Below are 20,975 nucleotides of genomic sequence, written 5' to 3' on the forward strand. Positions count from 1 at the left end.
TATGGCGGTTCCAATTCCAGGCATGGGAAATCGTACAAAAGGAGAAAGGGTGTCGCCTGTGGACACTAATGGTTTTCGCCTAGAGTACCCCGGAAAAAAGGCACAAGAAGATATTCTTGCGCTTCCCGCAGGACACTACTCGCCAAATTCGGCATATTCAGGCGGCGATAATAGGCTTTACCACGCGGACAACTTGGCTGTACTTGCGGCTTTAGCGAAGGATGAAGCCGTAAGCGGAAAAGTGAAACTTGTTTACATCGATCCTCCATTTGCAACTGCATCATCCTTTGAGTCAAGAAAACAAAACCATGCTTATGACGATCATCTTGTTGGACCTGATTTTGTTGAAACGTTACGCGAACGCCTAATTTTAATTCACCGTTTGTTGGCCGATGATGGTTCGCTATACCTTCACCTTGATGAAAGAATGATTTTTCATTTTCGCGTCGTCTTAGATGAAATTTTCGGAGAGAAAAATTTCCGAAATTGCATAACGCGCAAGAAGTGCAATCCTAAGAACTACACGAGAAAGACATACGGAAATGTAGCCGACTACATTCTTTTCTACACAAAGAGCGATAACTATGTATGGAACCGACCAATTGAACCATGGGATGAAGTTAAATCAGTAAAGGAGTATCCATGCCTTGATCCCGATGGGCGCAGATACAAAAAAGTACCCGTCCATGCTCCCGGTGTCCGTAACGGGGAAACAGGTGGGGAGTGGAAAGGCAAGCTGCCGCCACCCGGAAAGCATTGGCAATATAAACCGTCAACCCTAGATGAGATGGATGCCCGTGGAGAGATTTATTGGTCGCCAACGGGAAACCCGCGCCGAAAAATCTATCTTGAAAATAGCGCTGGAATTCCAGTGCAAGACATTTGGATGGACTTTCGTGACGCGCATAATCAAAACATTCATATAACCGGCTATCCAACGGAAAAGAATCCTGCACTTCTTTCTAGAATTATTGAAGCATCATCAAATCCCGGTGATCTTGTCCTAGATTGCTATGCAGGGTCTGGAACCACATTAGTGGTGGCATCAGAGCTTGGGCGGAAATGGATTGGTGTTGATCGTAGCCAGGAGGCTATTACAACAATATTGCATAGGATGGCTAATGGCTCGGATCGTATGGGTGATTTTGTCAATGAGAAATCCAAAAAAGCTTCATTGCCATTATTCAGCATTGCCGACTTCACACTGTTTGAAGAGGCTGCGGAAGAAAACATTCAGCCTAAAGATGCTGACATTACATCGCCAAACGGGGTTCTAACAATTCGTTCCAGCGGACGCGCTAAAGCGCGCCGCTGAACTTATCCGTTATGCTAAACCAATAAGCTGTAGTGCGATACCGAAGGCACTGCGTAGTGCGATGCCGAAGGCACTGCGTAGCAGTACGCAATCTTGTAGGGTGCGTTCCCTAAGGTGGCTCCTACTGCTCCACTAATAGATTTTTGGGGAACGCACCATGCACATTGATTGAAACTGTGGGTTTAAGTGCGATGTCGAAGGCACTGGGTAGCACCCCTAGATGTCGTTGGAGGGCTTGCTTTAGGGCGCTATACTGGGTTATAGGGGTTTTCAAGATTAGTGCTGTTTCTCATCAAATCCTATGCTAGACTGGTGGTAGATTAGTTATCAACTACTACAAAAAGTTGAATTGGTAAAATACATGAGTACATCAGCAAAATCACTAGAAGAACTGGTGAGACAATTATCGCCCCAGTTAAAGGTTGAAGTACAAACGTTTGTAGAGTCACTTTTAAGTAAATCTAACCAACCTATAAAACGTAAACTCCGTCAAGACTGGGCAGGGATGCTTAAAACCGATTACACATCAATTGAGTTACAGCATCTTGCAGTTGAATGGAGAAATGGCTAGTGTTTCTTCTGGATACGAATATTTGGCTAGAACGCTTATTAGGACAAGGACAGGCGGAGGTTGTTGCGGAGCTACTTGATACGCTCTCGCCGTCTGATATGTGTATGACTGATTTTACTTTACCTAAAATGTCGGATGAATGCCCCCGCTAGATTTTTCAACAAGATACTCACCAATAACAGTTAACAGTTAACAGTTACCAGTTATCAGTTTTTCCCCCACTGTTAACTGATAACTGTTCACTGACAACTGAAGAGACACCATGGGTTAATAAATTAAACTCTCAAGCTCGTCAATCGGCTGCTGATAGAGCCTGGCAATCAATTACTAGGTTTTACCATAATTGTCATGCTAAGATACCGGGAAAAAAGGGGTTTCCTCGGTTCAAAAAGCATAGCCGTTCCGTTGAGTATAAACTAACGGGCTACAAACTATCTGATGACCGACGTAAAATCAAGTTCACCGATGGTTTTAAAGCAGGAGAATTTGATTTATGGTGTAGTCAAAAGACATTAGTTTATTATTCAGAACAACAGATTAAACGGGTAAGAGTTGTTAGACGTGCTGACGGTTATTATTGCCAGTTTTTGATTGACGGAGAACGGCAAGAATACCATAAACCAACTGGACAAATAACAGGAATTGACTTAGGGTTAAAAGAGTTTTATACTGATGCCCAAGGCAATACCGTAGAAAATCCACGTTATTTAAGCAAGTCAGAAAAACGACTTAAAAAAGCACAAAGGAGATTATCAAAACGATTTCGTCAAGGAAAGAAACAGTCTAAAAACTATCACAAGCAACGGATAAAAGTAGCTAGGCTTAATCTTAAAGTGTCAAGACAACGTAAAGACAAAGCCATTAAAGACGCTTTGGCGTTAGTCCAGTCTAATGATCTGGTAGTCTATGAGGCTTTAAAGGTAAGAAACTTAGTCAAAAACCGTAAGCTGGCCAAGTCGATTTCTGATGCTTCTTGGTATCAATTCACTGAATGTTTGAATTATTTTGCCAAGATTTATCGGATTGTTTGTGTTGCTGTTCCTCCCTATTTTACTAGCCAAGATTGTTCAGTTTGTGGGACGAGAGTTCAAAAAACCTTAAGCACTAGAACTCATCAATGTCCCAATTGTAAAACAATCTTAAGTAGTCATGCAAAATTAATTACCTGCCCGATCGAGCTAAAACCCTTACGGGGCAATGATCGTCATGTGTAAATAATTTTGCCTAGGTACTTAGATAGGGATCATAATGCAGCCATCAACATTCTTAAAAAAGGGTTGAAATATTTGGGAAATCATCTCAACGGTACTGTTGGGCAAACAGAAACGGGAGCATCTCACCTTTGCAATGAGCATAAATACTTAGTAGAAAAATAGGCTTTTCGAGGGTAATTCTTGTTTTAATTCTCCATGTACGCGGTCTTTAAAAGCCTCTATTTCGTTCCAAGACACGATTAAGAGTGGCTTTTAGGCTAAGTATAACTGGACTTCCCCCATACATAAATACTAAAAAATTAACAAAACCCTTACTGCAGGTCGCTTCTCAGAAAAAATTGAAAAGAGACTAATGGGTACATTTTTCACTGGAAAATGGCTGTACCGTTGACTGTATCTGGAGTAGAGCGATTCCGTAGAGTTGGCTGTATAGTGATCGCTAACCTGATTTTAACAGATAGTGTCATTAATCTCTAGAGTAAGGGATTCCCTCTGTAGCCATGTTTTTGCTGATTTTCTGCCCCGAAACAAGCTATAATGGTCTAAAGGTCAAATTTGAAAATTTTTGCCTCAAACCCTATCGGCGTAAGAACTTCAGGATTTTGTGTCCAGTAGTTCATTGGTATTGTATTGCTTGAACTCAGGCTCTGTAAGACTTTTAGCCATAGCTAGTATGTTTATACGGGGGAAGTCTAGGTATAATTACTCATCGCGTAAGTGAGATGCTCCCAACAGAAAAACAGAAACCGACCCAAACGCATAATAGAGAGTCCGACCTCTGGGTTTTTAATGGAGACATTGAGAATCTAAGTTGTCTCGTTGAACAAGGAATTTCCGATAGTGATAGGTCAAGAATCCCCCGTCACAGCGTAGCTTGACGGTGGGAGTATGTCAAATTCTATCGGGGTGATCTGTAATCGGCTGAATCAAAGAGACGTTTTTATCAAATTTGTGGATGACGTTTTGATTGATGCTGGTGTTGTGCTGGTCGGTGTTCCTGCTAACCAAATGAAGAGAGTCGTAGAAATAATGGCTCTCTTTCGCTTGGATTTTGATGATGCTTACCAATATGTTGCTGCCGAGCTTGAAAAAGCTACTATTGTGAGTTTTGATCAAGATTTTGACAAGACAGAGCAAAGACGTTTGACTCCTATGCAAGTGCTTAAAATTAGAAATTAATTGCTGGCTCCCGTCAGTCAATAATACCAAATCCTGTTATCAGAAAACGAGTAAAGACGAGGAGATAAATAGTGCGTGAGGATGTCTTAATGAAAATTACCCTGAACCTACCGGATAACCTCAGCCAAGCCGAAACCTTTAACCAGGGCGACTGGCTCCGGGAGATTGCCATTGCGCTGTTTCAGCAAGAGCGGATGGCGTTGCATAATAGAGATATGAATGGAGGAAATCAAAATGCAATGCCCTGAATGTAAATCTACCCATATCCGTAAAAATGGCATCAATAAACAAGGTAAACAAAATCATATTTGTGTAACCTGTGGCCGTCAATTTATTGATAACTATGAAAAACAGAAAGGCTATGACGAAAAAACGAAGCGAGAATGCCTAACTGCCTATGTTAATGGGATGGGATTTAGAGGAATAGAAAGGCTAAAGGGAGTTCATCATACGACCGTAATTAATTGGGTAAAATCTGTGGGAGAATTATTGCCAGTCGCCTATGACCCAGAAACAATTCCTGAAGTAGGGGAACTGGATGAATTGGAAACCTTTGTTGGCTCAAAAAAAACAAAATCTGGGTGTGGACAGCCGTTGACCACTTTAAAAAAGGAATTTTAGGTTGGGTAATCGGAGATCATAGTAGCGAAACGTTTCGCCCATTATGGGAATTAGTTAAGTCTTGGGGATGCTATTTTTATGTGAGTGATGGATGGTCAGTTTATCCATGTTTTATAGCAGAGGGCGACCATATAATTAGTAAGACTTATATGACCAGAGTAGAGGGTGAGAACACACGTTTAAGACATTATCTAGCCCGATTGCATCGCAAAACACTCTGCTATTCTAAGTCTACAGAAATGTTAGGATACTCTATTCGTTTATTAATTCATTATCTGAAGTTTCAAGGCTCTTCGGGAATTGTTATGCAAATAATTAACTTAAAATAAAATTCGAGGCTCTTCGGGAATTGTTATGCAAATAATTAACTTAAAATAAAATTCGATGAGAGCGCCTACGCTCAAAAGTAGCTGAAATCCATATAGGGAAGGACTTAAGGCATCAACAGGTTAATACCAAAAGATAGACAATCGAGTTAAGATTTGATATAATGGCCAAAAACCCGAGTGTTTTACTTATGATACTTGACAAATTTTTGAACCTACAAGGAACCTGTATTCAAGGCTATCGACACCTAGAAAATATCGGTATAGTTTTCCAAATCGAATCGAAAAATAAAAAAGCAGTCTGTCCTCGTTGTGGGTTAGAGAGCGATAAACTACACCAAAATCATCGACATTTAGTCAAAGATTTACCAATCTCAGGACAACCAGTGTACCTACAAGTTAATCGTCGTCAATTTAAGTGCGATAATTGTCGGAAACCCTTCAGCGAAGAGTTAGATTTTGTCGCCAGTAAACGAACCTATACGAAAAGACTAGCCGAGAATATACTCGAACAATTAAAATCAGGAGATATTTTAAATGTTAGCCGAAGAAATGACGTAACGGAAGAACAGATTCAAAGAATGATAGAGGACATAGCTGAAGAAATTACAGAGACAGACCTATCGAAATTAAAAAGACTAGGAATTGACGAAATCGCTCTAGTCAAAGGACAAAAAAATTACTGTGCGGTTTTAGTAAATTTAGATACGGGAAAACTAATAGCTATTCTAGAGAAGCGAACACAAGAAGAATTGAGGGAAACGCTTACAGGGTGGGGAAAAGAGGTGTTAGAGCAAATTGAAGAAGTCAGCATAGACCTTTGGTTGCCCTATAAAAATTTAGTGAAAGAATTGATGCCATCGGCCGAGGTAGTCGCCGATAGATTCCATGTAATGAAACAAATTAATCAAGAGTTAGACGAACAGAGAAAAGCAGAAAAAAGAGCGGTAGAAGCGCAGAAAAATAAAAAACAGAAAGCGGAAAAAGAAGCGAAGCTAGAAGTTTTAAAGCGAAGTAAATATAGCTTGTTAAAAAATGAAAAAGATTTAACGGAAACCCAAAAAATCAAACTAGAAGCTATCAAAGAAAAATTCCCAAATTTGAAAAAGATGCAGGAATTAAAGGAAGAATTTAGAAAGATTTATGAAACCTCAGAGAATCCGACAGAGGGAATGCTATCCATCTCGGAATGGTTGGCAAAATCCTCCAGTGTTTTTACTAAGAGTTGTCAAACAATCCGAAACTGGTTTGGAGAAATAATTAGTTATTTCGAGCGAAGGACAACGAATGGGATGGTCGAGGGAATCAACAATAAACTTAAACTAATAAAACGGAGAGCCTATGGCTTGAGAAACTTTCGGAATTTTTGGGTTAGAAGTATGTTGTCTTGGCATCTTGTATGTTGATTTAGCATAAAGAGTAACGAAGAGCCAGAAAGAAATGTATTCATTACTAAGTCCCACATTGTACCATCTTCCTATATAATTTTGCTTGGCTGCAACAGGAGTGCTGTGAATATTCCACCCAAATGTAGAAACTATGGCGGTGGTGGTCATCAGTAATTTATGCAGTTTTTTCATGGTAATGTCCTGAATAAATAGGGGCTGCTGAAAAAGTTTTTCGTGGGGGCAGGGTGTGGGGTGTGGGGTGTGGGGTGTGGGGTTTTACCCATTTTCAGGTGGTCAATTACCTAATTTTCAGGGAAAAAATCCCTAAATTTTCCCCCCAATCACTCCAATGGTAGGCACTTTTTCAGGGAAAAAAAGTCTAAAAGCCTTATCCAACAAGGTTTTTAGATTTATTCAGCAAACCCTAAATAGTTAAAGGCTAAACTGGACAATTTTGGATAGCGATCGCTCATATTATACTAGGTTTACATGATTACGAGCTATCTAACACACGGTCGGGTGCAATGATTTGTGGCTCTTCTGGTTTCTGTGTGGAAACGAGGTCTATACTGATAGAATATCCGCAAAATAGTCCTAAAAGTCTTGCCCAGTAAGCATTTCACGATTCCATAAGCAAAAATTATCACACAAAGTCGAGAAGAGCCGATTTGTTAGATCTCAAATTCGATTACAGTAGCAATGGCGGCTACAATTTCCAGTATTGTAATTTCAGAAATGCGGCTCTTCTGGTTTCTGTGTGGAAACGAGGTCTATACTGATAGTTTATTCCGCCAAATAGCACTAAAAGTCTTGCCTGATAAGCATTTCACGATTCCATAAGCAAAAATTATCACACAAAGTCGAGAAGAGCCGAAATGCTTCCTAATTTACGAATAAACCTTTGTAAATCCACCCCCCTTAGTTGAAGAGTGTCATTTGATTTCTGCACCAACAGTAGGATCGAAGTTGACTAACCAAATTTCTCCACGTTTTGGCAGCTCAGGGTTAATAGTCAATGATGTCAGCTGCCATTAACTCCTGCCATTCAGAATCTTGTTGATAGTGAGAGAGCATTATATCGGCTTGACTTTTGAGAATATTCCTCCGTTCAGTCATTGGTAACTTCAGAAAAGCAAGACGCTGTTTTAAGGATGGAGAGATATATTCGCTGGTAGAAGAATCAGAACTAACTTCTTCAACCAAAATAACTACCTCAACAGTTTGTCCTACAGTCAGCTCTGGAGATTCAATTTCAATTCTATTTCCCGGTAGGACTTTTGCTGTCGTGTACAAAGTTGATTTAACCATTTTAAGCCTTCTCTTTAAGTATTGTTGTTAATATAGCTTATTAAAATCGGCGACCGCACTTTAACCCACAGTTTTAATCAATGTGCATGGTGAGTTCCCCAAAATCGATCGCTGGAACAGTAGGAGCCACCTTAGGGAACGCACCCTACAAGATTGCGTTCGACATCGCACTGGGGCTACGCCTTCACAGATAGACGAAGCCGCCTAACGGCAAAGTTAGACATTTGCTATGGAATAAACAGACGACTCACGCCTAAATAATTTTCAAGGTAAAGAGCAATTTCAATCAAGCGATCAACACATTCTTCTCGATATTCTCGTTCAATAATCCGATCAACATTTGCAAACGTAACCACAGGCAAAGAAGTTGGTAAACATTCTTCTCGGATTACCTGCTCTAAAGAATCTTCACCCTTCATACTACGGTTGGCGGTTAGTAAAATCATTTGATTCTCTTGAGCAAACCTCCAGACCACTCTATCACTGCTGTTAATTGGTAATTCAACTTCATCAAATGAAATAAAACGAATTGGTAATGTTTCAAGCCACCCTTCAGAAGTAATACTGCCAAAAAGTATGAGCGATTGCCCTTCAATAATTGTGATCGATTAGAAAAATCACTGGCTTATTGCTGCTCGTTTGGCTTTACGCGCTTGCAATTTTTGCCAAGCAGAAGTATATTCAGGCTTGGGCGGCAACTTAGAAATATTAGCAATACGTTCTTGGTTACGCTCATTCCAATAATCTCGAATTTCTGCTGCTTGCCGCACAACTATTTGATACTCTGACTCTACTTCTTTGTAGTGAGCGTCAATATAAGAGATGGCTGCATCAAACTGCTCATCAGTTAGATAGAATTGATGGCGGATTAAATGACGAGGGTAATTGGCGTGAATATAGTCCATTATTTGATACAAGGTTATTCTTGTGCCAGAAATTGTTAAACCACGCTCTGTTCGAGTAATTGCGGGTTCCTGATCAGGATACAGTGACATAGTTTTGATTAGCTCCAAATGGTGTTGAGTGGCCGCTCTTTTCTCATCATATCACCCCCAACTCTGCTGGCCTCATCAATGAAAATATGGCGCATTACATTTGATTAGCGTACCCTCGTCAGCGTACTGCTACCCAGTGCCTTCGGTATCGCACTTAAACCCACAGTTTCAATCAATGTGCATGGTGCGTTCCCCAAAATCGAGCGCTGGAGCAGTAGGAGCCACCTTAGGGAACGCACCCTACGGCGATGGCGATCTGCTACGCAGTGCCTTCGGCATCGCACTGAAACAGTCCACTACGAGAGCAGCAATTATTGTAGCGATTGTCTTAAAAGTCAAGGGGAATAAAGAAAATCTTTTGTACCCCAAATAGGCAAGACAAAGTAACGGCACCAGTCATCCGTTTTGTCAGCGATGAAATTGTTCGGAAAACTGGACTAAGCGGGTGCTTGCCAGCATTTATTATCACGAATCATGGCATTGAGGATAACCAGCAATTTCCTCATACAGGCAACTAAGGCCACCTTTTTCAACTTGCCATTGGTCAACAACCGTTCGTAGAACTTCCGAATCACCGGGTTATGACGAATGGCTACCAATGTGGCCATGTACAAGCCACAGCGAACCGAGGTGCGTCCCCCCGAAATCATGCGTTTACCCTTGTGCTGGCCACTATCGTGGTTGATAGGAGCGACCCCGACCAGCCGGGCAATCTGTTTTTCGCCAGAGTGTTCCCATCTCGGGTAATTCCGCCAAACATAGGGCAGATGAAACTTTGCCGATCCCTTTAACGGATTGTAAGATTTCATTTTTGCCTTGCCAATCGGCTTGCTGTTGGGCGAGGGACTGAATCTGCTCGTTGAGGCTTTCAATACGCTGTTGGATTTCCTCAATATGGGCTTTGATATCTAGTTGCACCGTCTCAGACGCACGACTGAGGCGGTTTTTCTCCGCCACCTGCATCTCCACCAACTGCTGTCGTCGTCGTACTAGGTCGCTCAATTGTTGGGCTTGGGGGGCAACCACGGGTTGGGGTTGGGGTTGCACGGCTCGTGCGAATTGAGCGATTACCTGTGCGTCCAATTTGTCCGTTTTTGCTTTCCCCAATGCCGTCGCAAACCCTTTGACCTTGCGGGGGTTGGCGATCGCTACCGGTATGGTGGCGGCTTGTAAGCCCGATACGAGTGCGCGCTCTAATCCACCCGTCGATTCCACCACCACCAAACTCGGTGAGAGAGGATGTAATTGTTCAATCAGCGATTGAACGCCAACGTCGCTGTTGGGTTGTTGCAAGGTCAGACCTTGCGGCAACACGTAGATATCTAGAACCTCTTTACTGACATCGATCCCTACCCATGTTTTTTCTTCTGTCATCGTTTATGCTGGGGTTAAGTTATTTTGTCCCTTTGGTAACTCGTCCTTGCGAAGACGAGGTTAATCCTAAGGGCGATTGTTCGAGCTTGTCTCCTCGGGATGACGGCGTGGCTCCGGTGGCTACCCAACGGTGTCAAGCACCTCGGTTGAACTGGATGTCCACGCCCTTTTTCAGAATATAGGCACCCAAGCTACAAAGCGGTATTTTTTACCTAGGTTGGGACGGGTTGCCTACTTCTCAAGATACAAGGTTGGGTTGAGGAACGAAACCCAACCAAGAGTAACCTTTGGGGTGGTTGGGTTTCGCTTTTTCAAGCGAATTGATCTATTTTCGACCCAGTATTGTTTCGCTCAACCCAACCTTGACTTTACAGATGCAGCGATCATTGCCATAGCTGAAAGGCTTACTATTACTCGCGTTTACACACTTGATCGCCGAGATTTTTCGATTATTCGTCCAAGTCACTGCGATTACTTTGAGTTATTTCCTTGAACCACCAGCTAACACTGCGTGGCAGCGGACGGTCGCAATTCGTCGCTGCCGAGCTTGCTTTCTAATGCCGTCGCTGATTTGAGCCGTTAGCGATCGAGCGCGCTACGCACCGATCGGGTTCTGGACTTCCCCATTGACAAAAAGCCATAACCTGTGCTGCAGGAAGGATTAACAGAATTTCCGATACCCCCTTACTGGGTACAAATTAAGAAAACCTCTAATAAATCTAACGCCGTACAAACTCCTCGTCAATAGCAAATCAGGTTATACTTCACACCCCACACCCCACACCCCACACCCTACCCCCACGAAAAACTTTTTCAGCAGACCCTACCTATCGATCCCATTTTTACCTATTCTAAGCGCAGGATTTCTCCACCTCTGGCTAGAGATAATTCTGCTGCCTGGAGGATTTTGACTAATTGGGTCCCTACCGATCCCGAAGATACAGGAGAATTGACACCCGTAGCCACCGACTCTAAAAAATGTTCGCACAATGCTTTTAGGGGTTCACCATCGGCAATAGGGATAGATTCCGTCTCCTGTCCCCGGGGAATAAAATAGGCTTCCTGACGTTCAAAATAGCCCTTTTGTCGGGTTAAAGGCGCTCGAGAGTCTAATTCATTGAAAATTAAAGTCCCTTCGCTGCCAACTATCCCTAAGCGTCGCTGTTTATCGGGATTCAACCAACAAAGGTGAATAGTCGCTTGAAAACCATCGCCATAGATCAGGGTTAACCAGACTAAATCGGCTAGATTAGGTTGTAGCCAGAAGGTTCCCCTCGCCTGAATCAATACGGGTGTACTATTTAGCCAATGATTAAAAATCGAGATATCGTGAATAGCTAGATCCCACAAAGCGGACACATCCTGACGAACCGGACCCAGGTGAGTGCGAGTGGCATAACCATAAAGAGGTTTACCGATGCCACCGGATTGCAGGACTTTTTGTCCAGTGATAACGGCGGGATGAAAAAGATAGGTATGATCAACTAATAAAATACGCTGTTTTTGCGCCGCTAATGCCGTTAATTCGGCACATTCTTGGGGATTGAGGGTTAAGGGTTTTTCGGCGAGGACGTGATAACCTAAATTAAGAGCATCTTTAATCAGGGGATAATGGCTGATGGCAGGAGTAACAACGACTACGGCTGAGATTTCGGGATGATTGCGAATAGATTCCCAGTCATTGGCTAAAATAACCTTATTAGTATCGATATTAAATTGATCGCGACAGAGACGGAGTTTTTCAGGAGAGGAGTCAACGATTGCCACTACTTGTGCTGAGGGATGTTGAGAAAAATGACGGACGTAATGCACTCCCCAACGTCCTACCCCTAAAATAGCGATTCCTGTGGACATTTTGCTTACTCAGATAAATCAATCTAGTTTATTTTAAAAGGATTAGGCACAATTGTTAATTGATTCTGAGAACTGGAAGGGATTATGTTAAAATTTTTTATCGATCGAGGGGGAACTTTTACCGATATCGTGGCGATAATCGATCGACCAGAAATTATTGAACGACTAGCTAGAGATGCCGCTAGATTTCTGATTGTTCCCCTTGCCGATCAACAGTGGATTGTTCTCTATAAACTGCTCTCGGAAAATCCCGAAAAATACCCAGATGCAGTCATTCAAGGGATCAAAGATATTAGCGGTTCCCTAGATAACATCGAAGTGATTAAAATGGGAACAACGGTAGCCACCAATGCGCTGTTAGAAAGAAAGGGAGAGCGCACGGTTTTGTTAATCACCAAAGGGTTTAAAGATGCCTTGAGAATTGGCTATCAAAATCGCCCCGATATTTTTGCACGTCAAATTATTCTTCCTTCTTTATTATACGAACAAGTTATCGAAGTGGCCGAACGCTACGATCGTCAAGGACAAGAATTAATCGCCGTTAATCCCGCCCAAGTTAAAGCCGATTTAATACCAGTTTATCAAGCGGGTATCCGAAGTTGTGCGATTGTTTTTATGCACAGTTATCGTTATCCCGACCACGAAAAACAAGTGGCAGCCATTGCCGAAGAAATCGGCTTTACTCATCTAGCTATTTCCCATCAAGTCAGTCCTTTAATGAAACTGGTATCCCGGGGAGATACCACAGTAGTTTCTGCCTATTTATCGCCAATTTTACGCCGCTATGTTGATAGTATTAGCCAGCAATTACCGAAGACTAGCTTGTTATTTATGAAATCCGATGGCGGTTTAGTCACCGCCGATAAATTTCAGGGTAAAGATAGCATTTTATCTGGTCCTGCGGGGGAATAGTCGGGGCAGTACAAACCAGTTTAAGGGCGGGATTTAGCAAAATTATCAGTTTTGATATGGGAGGAACTAGCACCGATGTTTCTCATTTTCAAGGGGAATATGAGCGGCAAACAGATAACGAAATTGCCGGCGTAAGAATGCGAGCGCCGATGTTAAGTATTCACACCGTGGCAGCTGGTGGGGGTTCGATTTTAGTCTATGATGGTTATCGTTTTCGAGTCGGACCGGAAAGTGCCGGAGCTAATCCGGGACCTGCCTGTTATCGACGGGGTGGACTATTAACAATTACCGATGCTAATGTTTTGTTAGGAAAAATTCAAGCTGCCTATTTTCCCGCTATTTTTGGACAAGAGGGAAATTTACCCCTAGATAGAGAGATTGTGCTGACAAAGTTTCACGAATTAGCGGCAACAATGGGGGGTAATAATAGTCCTGAACTGCTGGCTGCGGGGTTTATTCAAATTGCCGTGGAAAATATGGCTAATGCGATTAAAAAAATCTCTCTGCAAAAGGGTTATGATCTCAGTGATTATACTCTTTGTACCTTTGGCGGTGCCGGGGGTCAAGTGGCCTGTTTAATTGCCGATACTCTGGGAATGAAAAGCATTTTTCTCCATCCCTACGCCGGGGTTTTAAGCGCCTACGGCATGGGTTTGGCCGATTTGAGGGTAATTAAAGAAAAAGCGATCGAACAGCCGTTAAATGCTGATTTAATCGGGCAGTTACTCACGGAAATGAACGAATTAGAAGTTTTAGCAGGTCGGGAATTAGAGGGTTATAATCAGGTGCGGCAGCAAGTCAGTTTAAAATATCAAGGCAGTGATGCCACTTTAGCGGTTAATTTTAGCGATCAAATGCGTCAGGATTTTGAACGGGAACATCAAAGACGTTATGGGTTTAAACAAGAACAAAAAGCTTTAATTGTTGAGTCCATCGCCGTGGAATTGATCGAGACTATGGACAGTCCCCAAGAAGCAATTTTAACTCGCACCCGTCCGATGGGAGAATTACCTCCTATCCTCGATCGAGTAGCGGTTTTTCTGGCTAATCAATGGCGGGAAACGCCAATTTATCAGCGTTCAGATCTGCAACCTTTTGATTGTCTGCCAGGACCCGCAATTATTATCGAAAAAATTAGCACGATTGTGATTGAACCGGGTTGGACGGCCAAATTAACGGAGAAAAATCATTTAATTCTCTCCAAAGCTTAACTAGGGTTTGCGGCAAAAAGTTTTTCGTGGGGTAGGGTGTGGGGTGTGGGGTGTGGGGTGTGGGGTTTTACCAGTTTTGAGGTGGCCAATTACCTAATTTTCAGGGAAAAAGTGCCTAAATTTCCCCCACTTTTTGATTTCAAAAAAGCCTAAAGATATTATCCAACAAGGTTTTTAGATTTATTCAGCCAGCCCTACTTAGAAATATCTACAGCAGTTATCCTAATTGATCAATTCTCATTTCGCCGAGGTATTTACGGAGACAGGGAGAAAAAACCTCGTAAATCAGGGTAAGGGGTTGGCGAGCGTGCCAAAATAGGTAATGACGACCCCAAAATGCTCCTTTTTCCCCAAAAGCTATTTCTAATTCCGGGGAATGACCGTAATAAAGTCCCTGCACATCGCGATACAATTCCGTGTGCAGCCGCGAGAGACTTTCCCAAATCGGTAGGGAACGATTTTCTAGATATTCGTCCACTTGATTGGCAGACCACCAAGAAGCGGCATAGGCTAACCTTTGACCACTAGCTGTGCGTAACCAGACTTGACGACGCAATCTCGGTCCTGGAATCAGGCTAATTTTCATCGGTGCGCCATCCTCATCGTCGCCGATGGGGGACATATCGATCACATCCACCTCCGTTTTTTCACCAGTTAAAAGTTGTAAATGACGGGTGGGAGAACCATCGCCGAGAATTAAAATCTGCCAAGGAGGCGCGAGTTGGCTATGGGGTAAACCTTGTTTCACATCGGTTTCGTCTCCTTGCCAGAGAGGGGACAGGGAGTACCAAGGACGATTAAGCAGGGGTTTTTCTTGGGGGTGGAGGATAGCAGTCAAGGTTTGTTACAAAACTTTATGATTTTTTCATTAATCATAACACGGGATTTTTGTCTGCTGGTGATAAAAGCGATCGCCTTGCTCCAATCCTCTCTAACTTTTTGGTTAGCATAGGCACTCTCGCCAAAGGAGATCGGCTATTTTGATCTTAACGATAGAAAGGTATGAATATCTGTAGGAGTTTTTGTAATCTTCTCAGGGCAATTAATTGTCGAATCTTGGGATTGATTTGGGGTGGATAAATGCTAGTGGCTAATTGTTCTTCTAGTAAGGCATATTCTGCCGCATTTAGGGGTTGATTATCCAAGGGCGATCGAGCCGAAGTGATAATTTCTGCTCGTAAAACTTCTTCGGGAATATCTTCAGGAGCGGGCAAAGCAAGGGCTTTTAGGGGCGATAAGAAACCGATCGAGATGAGGATGATAATTTTGGTCGTTCGCTGCATTTAATTTAAACCAGGGGGCAATTTTTCTCGACACTGTTGATGAATTTCCCCGATTCTAGCAAACAACCAGGGATATTTTTGACGATAACTGGGAATTAGAGCCAGAGGACTGAGTAGGGCAGTGGCGGCAATATCGGCTACACTTAATTTATCTCCCACCAAATAGGCCTGATTTTGCCAATATTCTAGAATCTTGAGGGCATTTTCTAGCCGCTCCTCCGCTAGTTTTACCCTGGCTGGGGTGATTTTATATTGTTGTCGCACGATATTAATAATTATTTGACTACTCAGGGAAGGATCGATCGCTTTTCCCTCTCCGGCGCGATAATTATAATAGACAAATCTAGTCGCTACTCCAATACTTTCATCTAACCAATCCTCTAGTAACCAAGCTTGATTTTTCTCCTTTTCCCCAGCGGGAATAAAAGAGGGGAAAGGAACTACTTTTTCTAAATATTTTAAAATGGCAGTAGAATCGGCAATAATCTCATCTGCTGCCATTAAAACGGGGACAGTGGTTAACCCTTTGGTTAGGGGACTGAGTTTGAGAATATGTAGTCCGGGGGTGAGATTTTCTACTTGGTAATCAATCCCCTTATAACCTAGAGCTAAACGAGCTTTGCGACAGTAATGAGAGGTGCTAAATTGCAGTAAGAGCATTAATTGTTGTTGATTGCTATATTAGTTATCAGTTATCAGTTATCAGTTATCAGTTACCAGTTATCAGTTATCAGTTATCAGTTATCAGTTATCAGATTTGAGTTTTAAGTGAGCAGTATGTATTAAGCGAGCAGTATTATTCCTAATATGTTTTCACTGATCACTGTTCACTGATCACTGTTCACTGATTACTATTTACTGTTTACTGTTTACTGAATTGGCAATAGGTCTATACTATGAGCAAACCCCCCCTTTTTTCGGCTGTTTCTCCTCCTGATGCGACTAATTCACTGGCAAAAGATCCCTGGTTAGCTGTCAATCTCTCGATGTTCTTCCCCGGCTTGGGACAATGGTATGCTAACAAAAACCAAAAAGCAACCATTTGGGCGATCGCTCAAGTAATATTAATAATTGTAACAATTTGGTCAATTTTTAGTCCCAATGGCCCTGTAAGCTGGGGATTAGGGGGAATAGTTGCTCTGGTTGTCCTTTACGTTAGCAATATTTTTGACGCTCACTGGAGTGTTTATTATTCCAGACAGAATAACAGCTTAGAGAAAATTCCCCGGAAACAAAAAAACCCATGGTTTGCCGTCTTCGCTAACCGGATTATGCCAGGTTTGGGGCAATTGTACGCTGATAAGGTGAGCTTAGGGATAATTTTTCTGACTATATCCCAGATTAGCCTGAAAATGGCTGATTTTTTTGCTAATATCCTCTTTCTTGCGCCTTTAATTACAGCGATCGCTATTTATCATGTTTATCACACTTTCCCCCATCAATTCCATCCCCATCGTCACACCTATCGTTCCATTTTGGCGCTGATGGTGGCAGCAATTTTTACTTGGGGAATTATCTGTAATTATTTTCCCGATTGGTTACATCAAAAAATAGAATTTTTCGAGATTCCTAGCGAATCCATGCTGCCTACCCTCGCAGTAGGTGATCGCGTTTTCGTCAGTCAATCCAGTAATTATCAAGCGGAAAGAGGCGATATAATTGTTTTTAGAACTCCCGAAAAAATTAAGCAACTAGAGCCTAATTCGGGAGATTTTTTTATCAAACGAGTCATCGCTATTCCCGGGGATACCATTGAAATCCGCAGGGGTAAAGTTTATCTCAACCGGCAAGTTATCGAGGAAACCTACACCGCCGAGTTAGCCAATTATGAAATAGAATTTATGACTGTACCCCCAAAAACCCTGTTTGTTTTGGGAGATAATCGTAACCATAGTTTTGATTCCCATGCTTGGGGTTTTTTGCCAGAAAGTTATATCGTTGGTCAAGCCTATAAAGTTTACTGGCCTCTCGATCGTGTCCAGTCTTTGCTATGATGGGGATGACTGGGGTAACTTTGAGCCTAGGTGTTACAGTTAGATGAGTTGGGGTATTGTTAGATGATTATAACATTCCCAACCTCTTGAAATGTTACTGAAAAATCCCCACTGTTCCTAGATAACTAACTCCAATCTTTTCTTGCTTAATATGCTCTTAAAATTCCCTCAAAAGCTTAAAATTCAGCGAATAATATTATTAATATTCTGGCTAGGAATAGGGATATTTTTCTGGTGGTTATCCTGGCAATCCACTGGGATGAGCCAAATTCAACGACCCGAAACAGTTGCTCAACAAATTTATCAAGCAATGCCAGATTTACCGAAAGAAAACAACTATACCCGTCGAGACACAGGAGCGATCGATCCGAATAATACCCTAATAAGTCGCTTTCTTCGTTATCATCAAGATACCAAAAAAAGATTTACTCTCATCCGTTTTGATTGGCAATTAACCCTAGGAGATTATCTAGGAGTAAACGAGAAAATCAGCGAAGAAAACTATCCCGGACAAGCAACCCTTACCGTTAATCCCATGACTGCCGATATCAAAGCGATTAACAGTCTTAATCGTCGTCAACGGCAGCAGTTAGTAACTCTTTTAGTCGAAATTTATAACCCCGCTATTCTTCCCCAAGAAACCCCCAATCCTAGTCCTTCTCCTCGTCCTTCTCCCCGTCGTCCATCATTATCAAAACCGGGAGATGCCGACCTATTAAAATTCTAGAAAATTATGGAAAAAATTCTCAAATATGGTTCGGGTTGGCGACTCGGTTGGAATCCTACGGCAACCGTTTATAAAGGATTAATTGGTGGTGATGATTGGGCGATCGAATTAACCGAGGCCGAGTGGCAGGATTTGCGTCGGTTACTATCACAATTGACTGCGACTATGGCTTCCATAGCCACAGAATTAATGGATGAAGAAAGTATTGCTTGTGAAGCGGAAAGCGAGCTTTTATGGTTAGAAGCGACAGGATTTCCCGATAATTATTCCCTGCGATTGATTCTCTATCAAGGTCGCAGTTGTGAGGGCAATTGGTCGGCCGCTGCCCTGCCAGAGTTGCTCGCTGCTTGGGACAATTTGCTTTACAATTTTTAAGAAAGCGGTGGGCATAAGTTAATTTTTGTCTCCCCCTCTTGACTTTTTGAATCCCCTGTGCTGCCATGATTGCCCATCCGAGGACGAGGACCGATAATCTCACCTACACTCCGCCCCCATTGCTGAAAAACGGTTTTGCCATGACTCTCTATGTGGCCCTAAAAGCGCGAGAAACCTGGCAAAATACGATCGCTATTCCCGAACCAGTCTATCAAGAAACCATTTTCACCGGGGCTAATGCCGTCCCCATCTACGGGATTTTTTCCATTCCCCCGCAAGCGAAAGGAACCATTATCGGCACCTACGGCATCACGGGAGACTTAGATAATCAATGGTTTTTAAGGATTTTAGGCAGAAAAGCCGTAGCGAGAAACTACGCGGTCGTCCTCTTCGATTGGCGGGCCCACGGTAAGACAGCCGAATTATCCCCGACTCTCACCTCTGATGGCATCTATGAAGGGCTAGATTTCCTTCATATTGCCGCCCAAGCTCAAAAAATGGGCTGTCCTGCCCCTTTTTGGTTCACGGGTTACTCTCTGGGGGGACAATTAGCCCTCTGGGGAATTAAATCGGCAGAGAATCAGGAAGATATGGGGATAGATCCCACCCATATCGGCGGCGGTGCGGTAATTTGTCCTAATTTAGACTCTAATCGTTCTTTATCCTATCTCGTTCGGGATACCTGGGGGAAACATCTGGAAAAAGCGATCGCCGGGGAACTACGCAAGTTAGCCAAACGCATCCATAAAGCTCATCCTGATCATATCGATCCCCAAGCAATTACTCGCGCCACCACGATTGCCGGATTCGATCGAGAATTAGTGATTAAAAAGCTAGGATTTGAGACAGTTTTTGACTATTATGCCGCTAGTAGTCCCTTGCCCTTTCAACCCTATTTAACTAAACCCACTTTTATCCTCTACGCAGCCGATGATCCCCTCTTTTCCCCCGCAGTTATTCCCGATCTGCAAGCAGCGATCGCCGATAATCCCCATGTGGATCTACTTTTAACCAACCATGGCGGTCATGTGGGTTATATCAGCAGTTTATCCTGTCAGCGTCAGTGGGGCGATAGCGATCGCTGGTGGGCATGGAATCGGGTTTTAGACTGGTTTGACCAAAAAACTGGCAAATAAGGGCTAATTTCTAGGAGTCAAAGGCCGCTAGAAACTCCTCCACCTGTTCCCGAGTCGGTTGAGATGCGATCGCTCCTGCTCTTCTTGTCACCATTGCCCCCACCGCACAGGCATAAATCACCGCATTACGGGCTAAATCGGCATTTTCCTCGATTTGATCGCCTCCCAGACCAGCACGAGCCAAAAAACCCGCCACAAAGCCATCCCCTGCCCCAGTTGTATCCACTACCTCCCCAGAAAAAGCCTCGACAGCACCGCTATTTTCGCCTAAATGATATTTACAACCTTTTGCGCCGCCAGTAACCAGAATTGCCCCTAAATTGGGGTATTGTGATGATATTTCTCCGGGGGTATCAGTGCCAAATAACCATGCTGCTTCTTCCTCGCTACATTTGAGCAAATCGGCCTGGGCAATAAAATCTCGAATGATATCAGGGGCAGCCTCAAGATTAGGCCAAAAAACCGGTCGCCAGTTGATATCGACCAATACTTTCACCCCGTAAATTTTAGCCAATTCGAGGGCGCGCATCATCGCAGCTCTCGCCGGGGGATAGGCTAACCCTAGGGTTCCCATCACTAGATAATCGGCATTTTTCCAGAGATTTTCGGGCAATAGGTCAGCATTAAGGGCAGTATCGGCAAAATCCGTCGTTTTAATGCCGCCAAAACCCGCAAAATGTCTGTCTCCCCCAGCATCGCGGGTGACATAAACTTGTCGGGTGGGTAGGGTGGCATGATACTGTACACCAGTGGTATCGACTCCGAGAGCGTCTAGCAAGGCGATTAACTGTTCCCCTCGTTGATCTTTGCCCACACAACCGATAAAAGCCGAATTTATGCCCAATTTTCGCAATCCACAGGCCACGTTTGCCGGCGCACCCCCGGCATAGGTTGTCCAAGAAGTCACCTGCTCCATAGAGCGATCGCTTTGATCGGCAATTAGATCAGAGAGGATTTCCCCTAAACAAATGACAGACACTGGCGAAGATCTTTGATTGTTAAGCATTGCTGTGGGAAGTGGGGTAATGGGGAAGTGGGGTAATGGGGAAGTGGGGAAGCTGTCTCAACCCTATCACCCCAAAACCCTATCACCCTATCTCCTCCTGACGACCGACTCCTGAATCCTGAATCCTGACTTGTCAAGAAATGACGATAAATCAACTAGAGATTATCTTAGGCATTTAGTATAATA

General features: G+C 43.1%; 18 protein-coding genes and 6 pseudogenes. 15 read left to right on the forward strand and 9 right to left on the reverse strand.

From position 1 onward, the window contains the following. The first annotated feature begins 1 nt into the window (after position 1). From VL20_RS04300 to VL20_RS04325, 8 genes and pseudogenes are all read left to right on the forward strand, one after another. Positions 2-1,315, forward strand: coding sequence for a site-specific DNA-methyltransferase (locus VL20_RS04300; protein WP_223210363.1), 1,314 nt, complete (start codon positions 2-4; stop codon positions 1,313-1,315). 361 nt (positions 1,316-1,676) lie between these two features. Next, a complete protein-coding gene (locus VL20_RS04305) occupies positions 1,677-1,886 on the forward strand; it encodes a DUF2281 domain-containing protein (RefSeq protein ID WP_002760653.1) in 210 nt (69 codons plus the stop codon). A 221-nt stretch (positions 1,887-2,107) separates the two neighbouring features. Next, positions 2,108-3,262, forward strand: a pseudogene (locus VL20_RS32255) (RNA-guided endonuclease InsQ/TnpB family protein). A gap of 574 nt (positions 3,263-3,836) precedes the next feature. Then, positions 3,837-3,978: pseudogene (locus VL20_RS34030) on the forward strand (RNA-guided endonuclease TnpB family protein); the annotation flags it as partial. Between the two features lie 10 nt (positions 3,979-3,988). Beyond that, a complete protein-coding gene (locus VL20_RS04315) occupies positions 3,989-4,279 on the forward strand; it encodes a PIN domain-containing protein (RefSeq protein ID WP_249265027.1) in 291 nt (96 codons plus the stop codon). Between the two features lie 89 nt (positions 4,280-4,368). Then, positions 4,369-4,482 (forward strand): annotated as a pseudogene (locus VL20_RS33585) (UPF0175 family protein); the annotation flags it as partial. A 31-nt stretch (positions 4,483-4,513) separates the two neighbouring features. Next, positions 4,514-5,229 (forward strand): IS1 family transposase gene (locus VL20_RS27280; protein WP_441293345.1). Its coding sequence is split into 2 segments (ribosomal slippage): positions 4,514-4,841 and positions 4,841-5,229, totalling 717 coding nucleotides; the frame shifts between segments, so codons are not numbered across the junction. A 188-nt stretch (positions 5,230-5,417) separates the two neighbouring features. Continuing rightward, positions 5,418-6,632 (forward strand): ISL3 family transposase, encoded by a 1,215-nt coding sequence (locus VL20_RS04325; RefSeq protein ID WP_052278378.1) that lies wholly within the window; start codon positions 5,418-5,420, stop codon positions 6,630-6,632. Between the two features lie 987 nt (positions 6,633-7,619). On the opposite strand, the gene VL20_RS04330 is transcribed toward VL20_RS04325, so the two are convergent. The 3 genes and pseudogenes from VL20_RS04330 to VL20_RS04340 all read right to left on the reverse strand — a co-directional run bounded on the left by VL20_RS04330 (position 7,620) and on the right by VL20_RS04340 (position 8,917). Further along, complete coding sequence (locus VL20_RS04330; protein ID WP_052275709.1) at positions 7,620-7,922, reverse strand: hypothetical protein; 303 nt, start codon at positions 7,920-7,922, stop codon at positions 7,620-7,622. A gap of 227 nt (positions 7,923-8,149) precedes the next feature. Next, positions 8,150-8,543: pseudogene (locus tag VL20_RS04335) on the reverse strand (DUF5615 family PIN-like protein). Then, entirely contained in the window at positions 8,540-8,917 is a 378-nt protein-coding gene (locus VL20_RS04340) for a DUF433 domain-containing protein (RefSeq protein ID WP_002760641.1), read from the reverse strand. The pseudogene VL20_RS04335 and the gene VL20_RS04340 overlap by 4 nt, the downstream one beginning before the upstream one ends. Positions 8,918-9,092: 175 nt before the next feature. Between VL20_RS04340 and VL20_RS04345 the strand changes: the two genes are divergently transcribed. Further along, positions 9,093-9,290, forward strand: coding sequence for a hypothetical protein (locus tag VL20_RS04345; protein ID WP_052275710.1), 198 nt, complete (start codon positions 9,093-9,095; stop codon positions 9,288-9,290). 64 nt (positions 9,291-9,354) lie between these two features. Here the strand turns inward: VL20_RS04345 and VL20_RS04355 are convergent. Both VL20_RS04355 and VL20_RS04360 read right to left on the reverse strand, forming a co-directional pair. Further along, a pseudogene (locus VL20_RS04355) lies at positions 9,355-10,291 on the reverse strand (IS110-like element ISMae40 family transposase). 846 nt (positions 10,292-11,137) lie between these two features. Next, positions 11,138-12,145, reverse strand: coding sequence for a Gfo/Idh/MocA family protein (locus tag VL20_RS04360; RefSeq protein WP_052275711.1), 1,008 nt, complete (start codon positions 12,143-12,145; stop codon positions 11,138-11,140). Between the two features lie 84 nt (positions 12,146-12,229). On the opposite strand from VL20_RS04360, the pseudogene VL20_RS04365 reads away from it, so the two are divergent. Then, positions 12,230-14,268: pseudogene (locus VL20_RS04365) on the forward strand (hydantoinase/oxoprolinase family protein). Between the two features lie 217 nt (positions 14,269-14,485). On the opposite strand, the gene VL20_RS04370 reads toward VL20_RS04365, so the two are convergent. The 3 genes from VL20_RS04370 to VL20_RS04380 form a co-directional block, all read right to left on the reverse strand. Then, complete coding sequence (locus VL20_RS04370; protein WP_002767928.1) at positions 14,486-15,106, reverse strand: chorismate lyase; 621 nt, start codon at positions 15,104-15,106, stop codon at positions 14,486-14,488. A 148-nt stretch (positions 15,107-15,254) separates the two neighbouring features. Beyond that, positions 15,255-15,551, reverse strand: coding sequence for a hypothetical protein (locus VL20_RS04375; RefSeq protein WP_002787937.1), 297 nt, complete (start codon positions 15,549-15,551; stop codon positions 15,255-15,257). Continuing rightward, a complete protein-coding gene (locus VL20_RS04380; RefSeq protein ID WP_052275712.1) occupies positions 15,552-16,211 on the reverse strand; it encodes a glutathione S-transferase family protein in 660 nt (219 codons plus the stop codon). Between the two features lie 236 nt (positions 16,212-16,447). Here VL20_RS04380 and lepB point away from each other — a divergent pair, with 236 nt between their 5' ends. The 4 genes from lepB to VL20_RS04400 all read left to right on the forward strand — a co-directional run bounded on the left by lepB (position 16,448) and on the right by VL20_RS04400 (position 19,783). Then, the gene (gene lepB, locus VL20_RS04385) at positions 16,448-17,545 is read left to right on the forward strand and encodes a signal peptidase I (protein ID WP_052275713.1); all 1,098 of its coding nucleotides are present in this window, start codon (positions 16,448-16,450) and stop codon (positions 17,543-17,545) included. A gap of 151 nt (positions 17,546-17,696) precedes the next feature. After that, positions 17,697-18,272, forward strand: a complete 576-nt coding sequence (locus VL20_RS04390; RefSeq protein WP_052275714.1) for a hypothetical protein — start codon at positions 17,697-17,699, stop codon at positions 18,270-18,272. Positions 18,273-18,278: 6 nt separating this feature from the next. Beyond that, on the forward strand, positions 18,279-18,647 hold the full coding sequence (locus VL20_RS04395) for a DUF1818 family protein (protein ID WP_052275715.1): 369 nt from the start codon (positions 18,279-18,281) through the stop codon (positions 18,645-18,647). A gap of 65 nt (positions 18,648-18,712) precedes the next feature. After that, positions 18,713-19,783, forward strand: coding sequence for a YheT family hydrolase (locus VL20_RS04400; protein ID WP_052275716.1), 1,071 nt, complete (start codon positions 18,713-18,715; stop codon positions 19,781-19,783). Positions 19,784-19,793: 10 nt separating this feature from the next. Here the strand turns inward: VL20_RS04400 and VL20_RS04405 are convergent, their stop codons facing one another. Then, positions 19,794-20,789: a carbohydrate kinase family protein gene (locus VL20_RS04405; protein WP_052275717.1), complete on the reverse strand. Its 996-nt coding sequence runs from the start codon at positions 20,787-20,789 to the stop codon at positions 19,794-19,796. Here VL20_RS04405 and VL20_RS32265 point away from each other — a divergent pair. Beyond that, the gene (locus VL20_RS32265) at positions 20,779-20,904 is read left to right on the forward strand and encodes a hypothetical protein (RefSeq protein ID WP_260441291.1); all 126 of its coding nucleotides are present in this window, start codon (positions 20,779-20,781) and stop codon (positions 20,902-20,904) included. The two genes, VL20_RS04405 and VL20_RS32265, sit on opposite strands and share 11 nt — an antisense overlap. Positions 20,905-20,975: the final 71 nt, after the last annotated feature.

Origin of the sequence: Microcystis panniformis FACHB-1757 (assembly GCF_001264245.1) — a bacterium.
Lineage (GTDB): Bacteria > Cyanobacteriota > Cyanobacteriia > Cyanobacteriales > Microcystaceae > Microcystis > Microcystis panniformis.

Excerpts from the sequence above, each read along its gene's own strand:
- VL20_RS04300 (WP_223210363.1), top strand. The coding sequence starts at position 2 with ATGGCGGTTCCAATTCCAGGCATGGGAAATCGTACAAAAGGAGAAAGG.
- VL20_RS04305 (WP_002760653.1), top strand. The coding sequence starts at position 1,677 with ATGAGTACATCAGCAAAATCACTAGAAGAACTGGTGAGACAATTATCG.
- VL20_RS04315 (WP_249265027.1), top strand. The coding sequence starts at position 3,989 with ATGTCAAATTCTATCGGGGTGATCTGTAATCGGCTGAATCAAAGAGAC.
- VL20_RS04325 (WP_052278378.1), top strand. The coding sequence starts at position 5,418 with ATGATACTTGACAAATTTTTGAACCTACAAGGAACCTGTATTCAAGGC.
- VL20_RS04330 (WP_052275709.1), bottom strand. The coding sequence starts at position 7,922 with ATGGTTAAATCAACTTTGTACACGACAGCAAAAGTCCTACCGGGAAAT.
- VL20_RS04340 (WP_002760641.1), bottom strand. The coding sequence starts at position 8,917 with ATGTCACTGTATCCTGATCAGGAACCCGCAATTACTCGAACAGAGCGT.
- VL20_RS04345 (WP_052275710.1), top strand. The coding sequence starts at position 9,093 with ATGTGCATGGTGCGTTCCCCAAAATCGAGCGCTGGAGCAGTAGGAGCC.
- VL20_RS04360 (WP_052275711.1), bottom strand. The coding sequence starts at position 12,145 with ATGTCCACAGGAATCGCTATTTTAGGGGTAGGACGTTGGGGAGTGCAT.
- VL20_RS04375 (WP_002787937.1), bottom strand. The coding sequence starts at position 15,551 with ATGCAGCGAACGACCAAAATTATCATCCTCATCTCGATCGGTTTCTTA.
- VL20_RS04380 (WP_052275712.1), bottom strand. The coding sequence starts at position 16,211 with ATGCTCTTACTGCAATTTAGCACCTCTCATTACTGTCGCAAAGCTCGT.
- lepB (WP_052275713.1), top strand. The coding sequence starts at position 16,448 with ATGAGCAAACCCCCCCTTTTTTCGGCTGTTTCTCCTCCTGATGCGACT.
- VL20_RS04390 (WP_052275714.1), top strand. The coding sequence starts at position 17,697 with ATGCTCTTAAAATTCCCTCAAAAGCTTAAAATTCAGCGAATAATATTA.
- VL20_RS04395 (WP_052275715.1), top strand. The coding sequence starts at position 18,279 with ATGGAAAAAATTCTCAAATATGGTTCGGGTTGGCGACTCGGTTGGAAT.
- VL20_RS04400 (WP_052275716.1), top strand. The coding sequence starts at position 18,713 with ATGATTGCCCATCCGAGGACGAGGACCGATAATCTCACCTACACTCCG.
- VL20_RS04405 (WP_052275717.1), bottom strand. The coding sequence starts at position 20,789 with ATGCTTAACAATCAAAGATCTTCGCCAGTGTCTGTCATTTGTTTAGGG.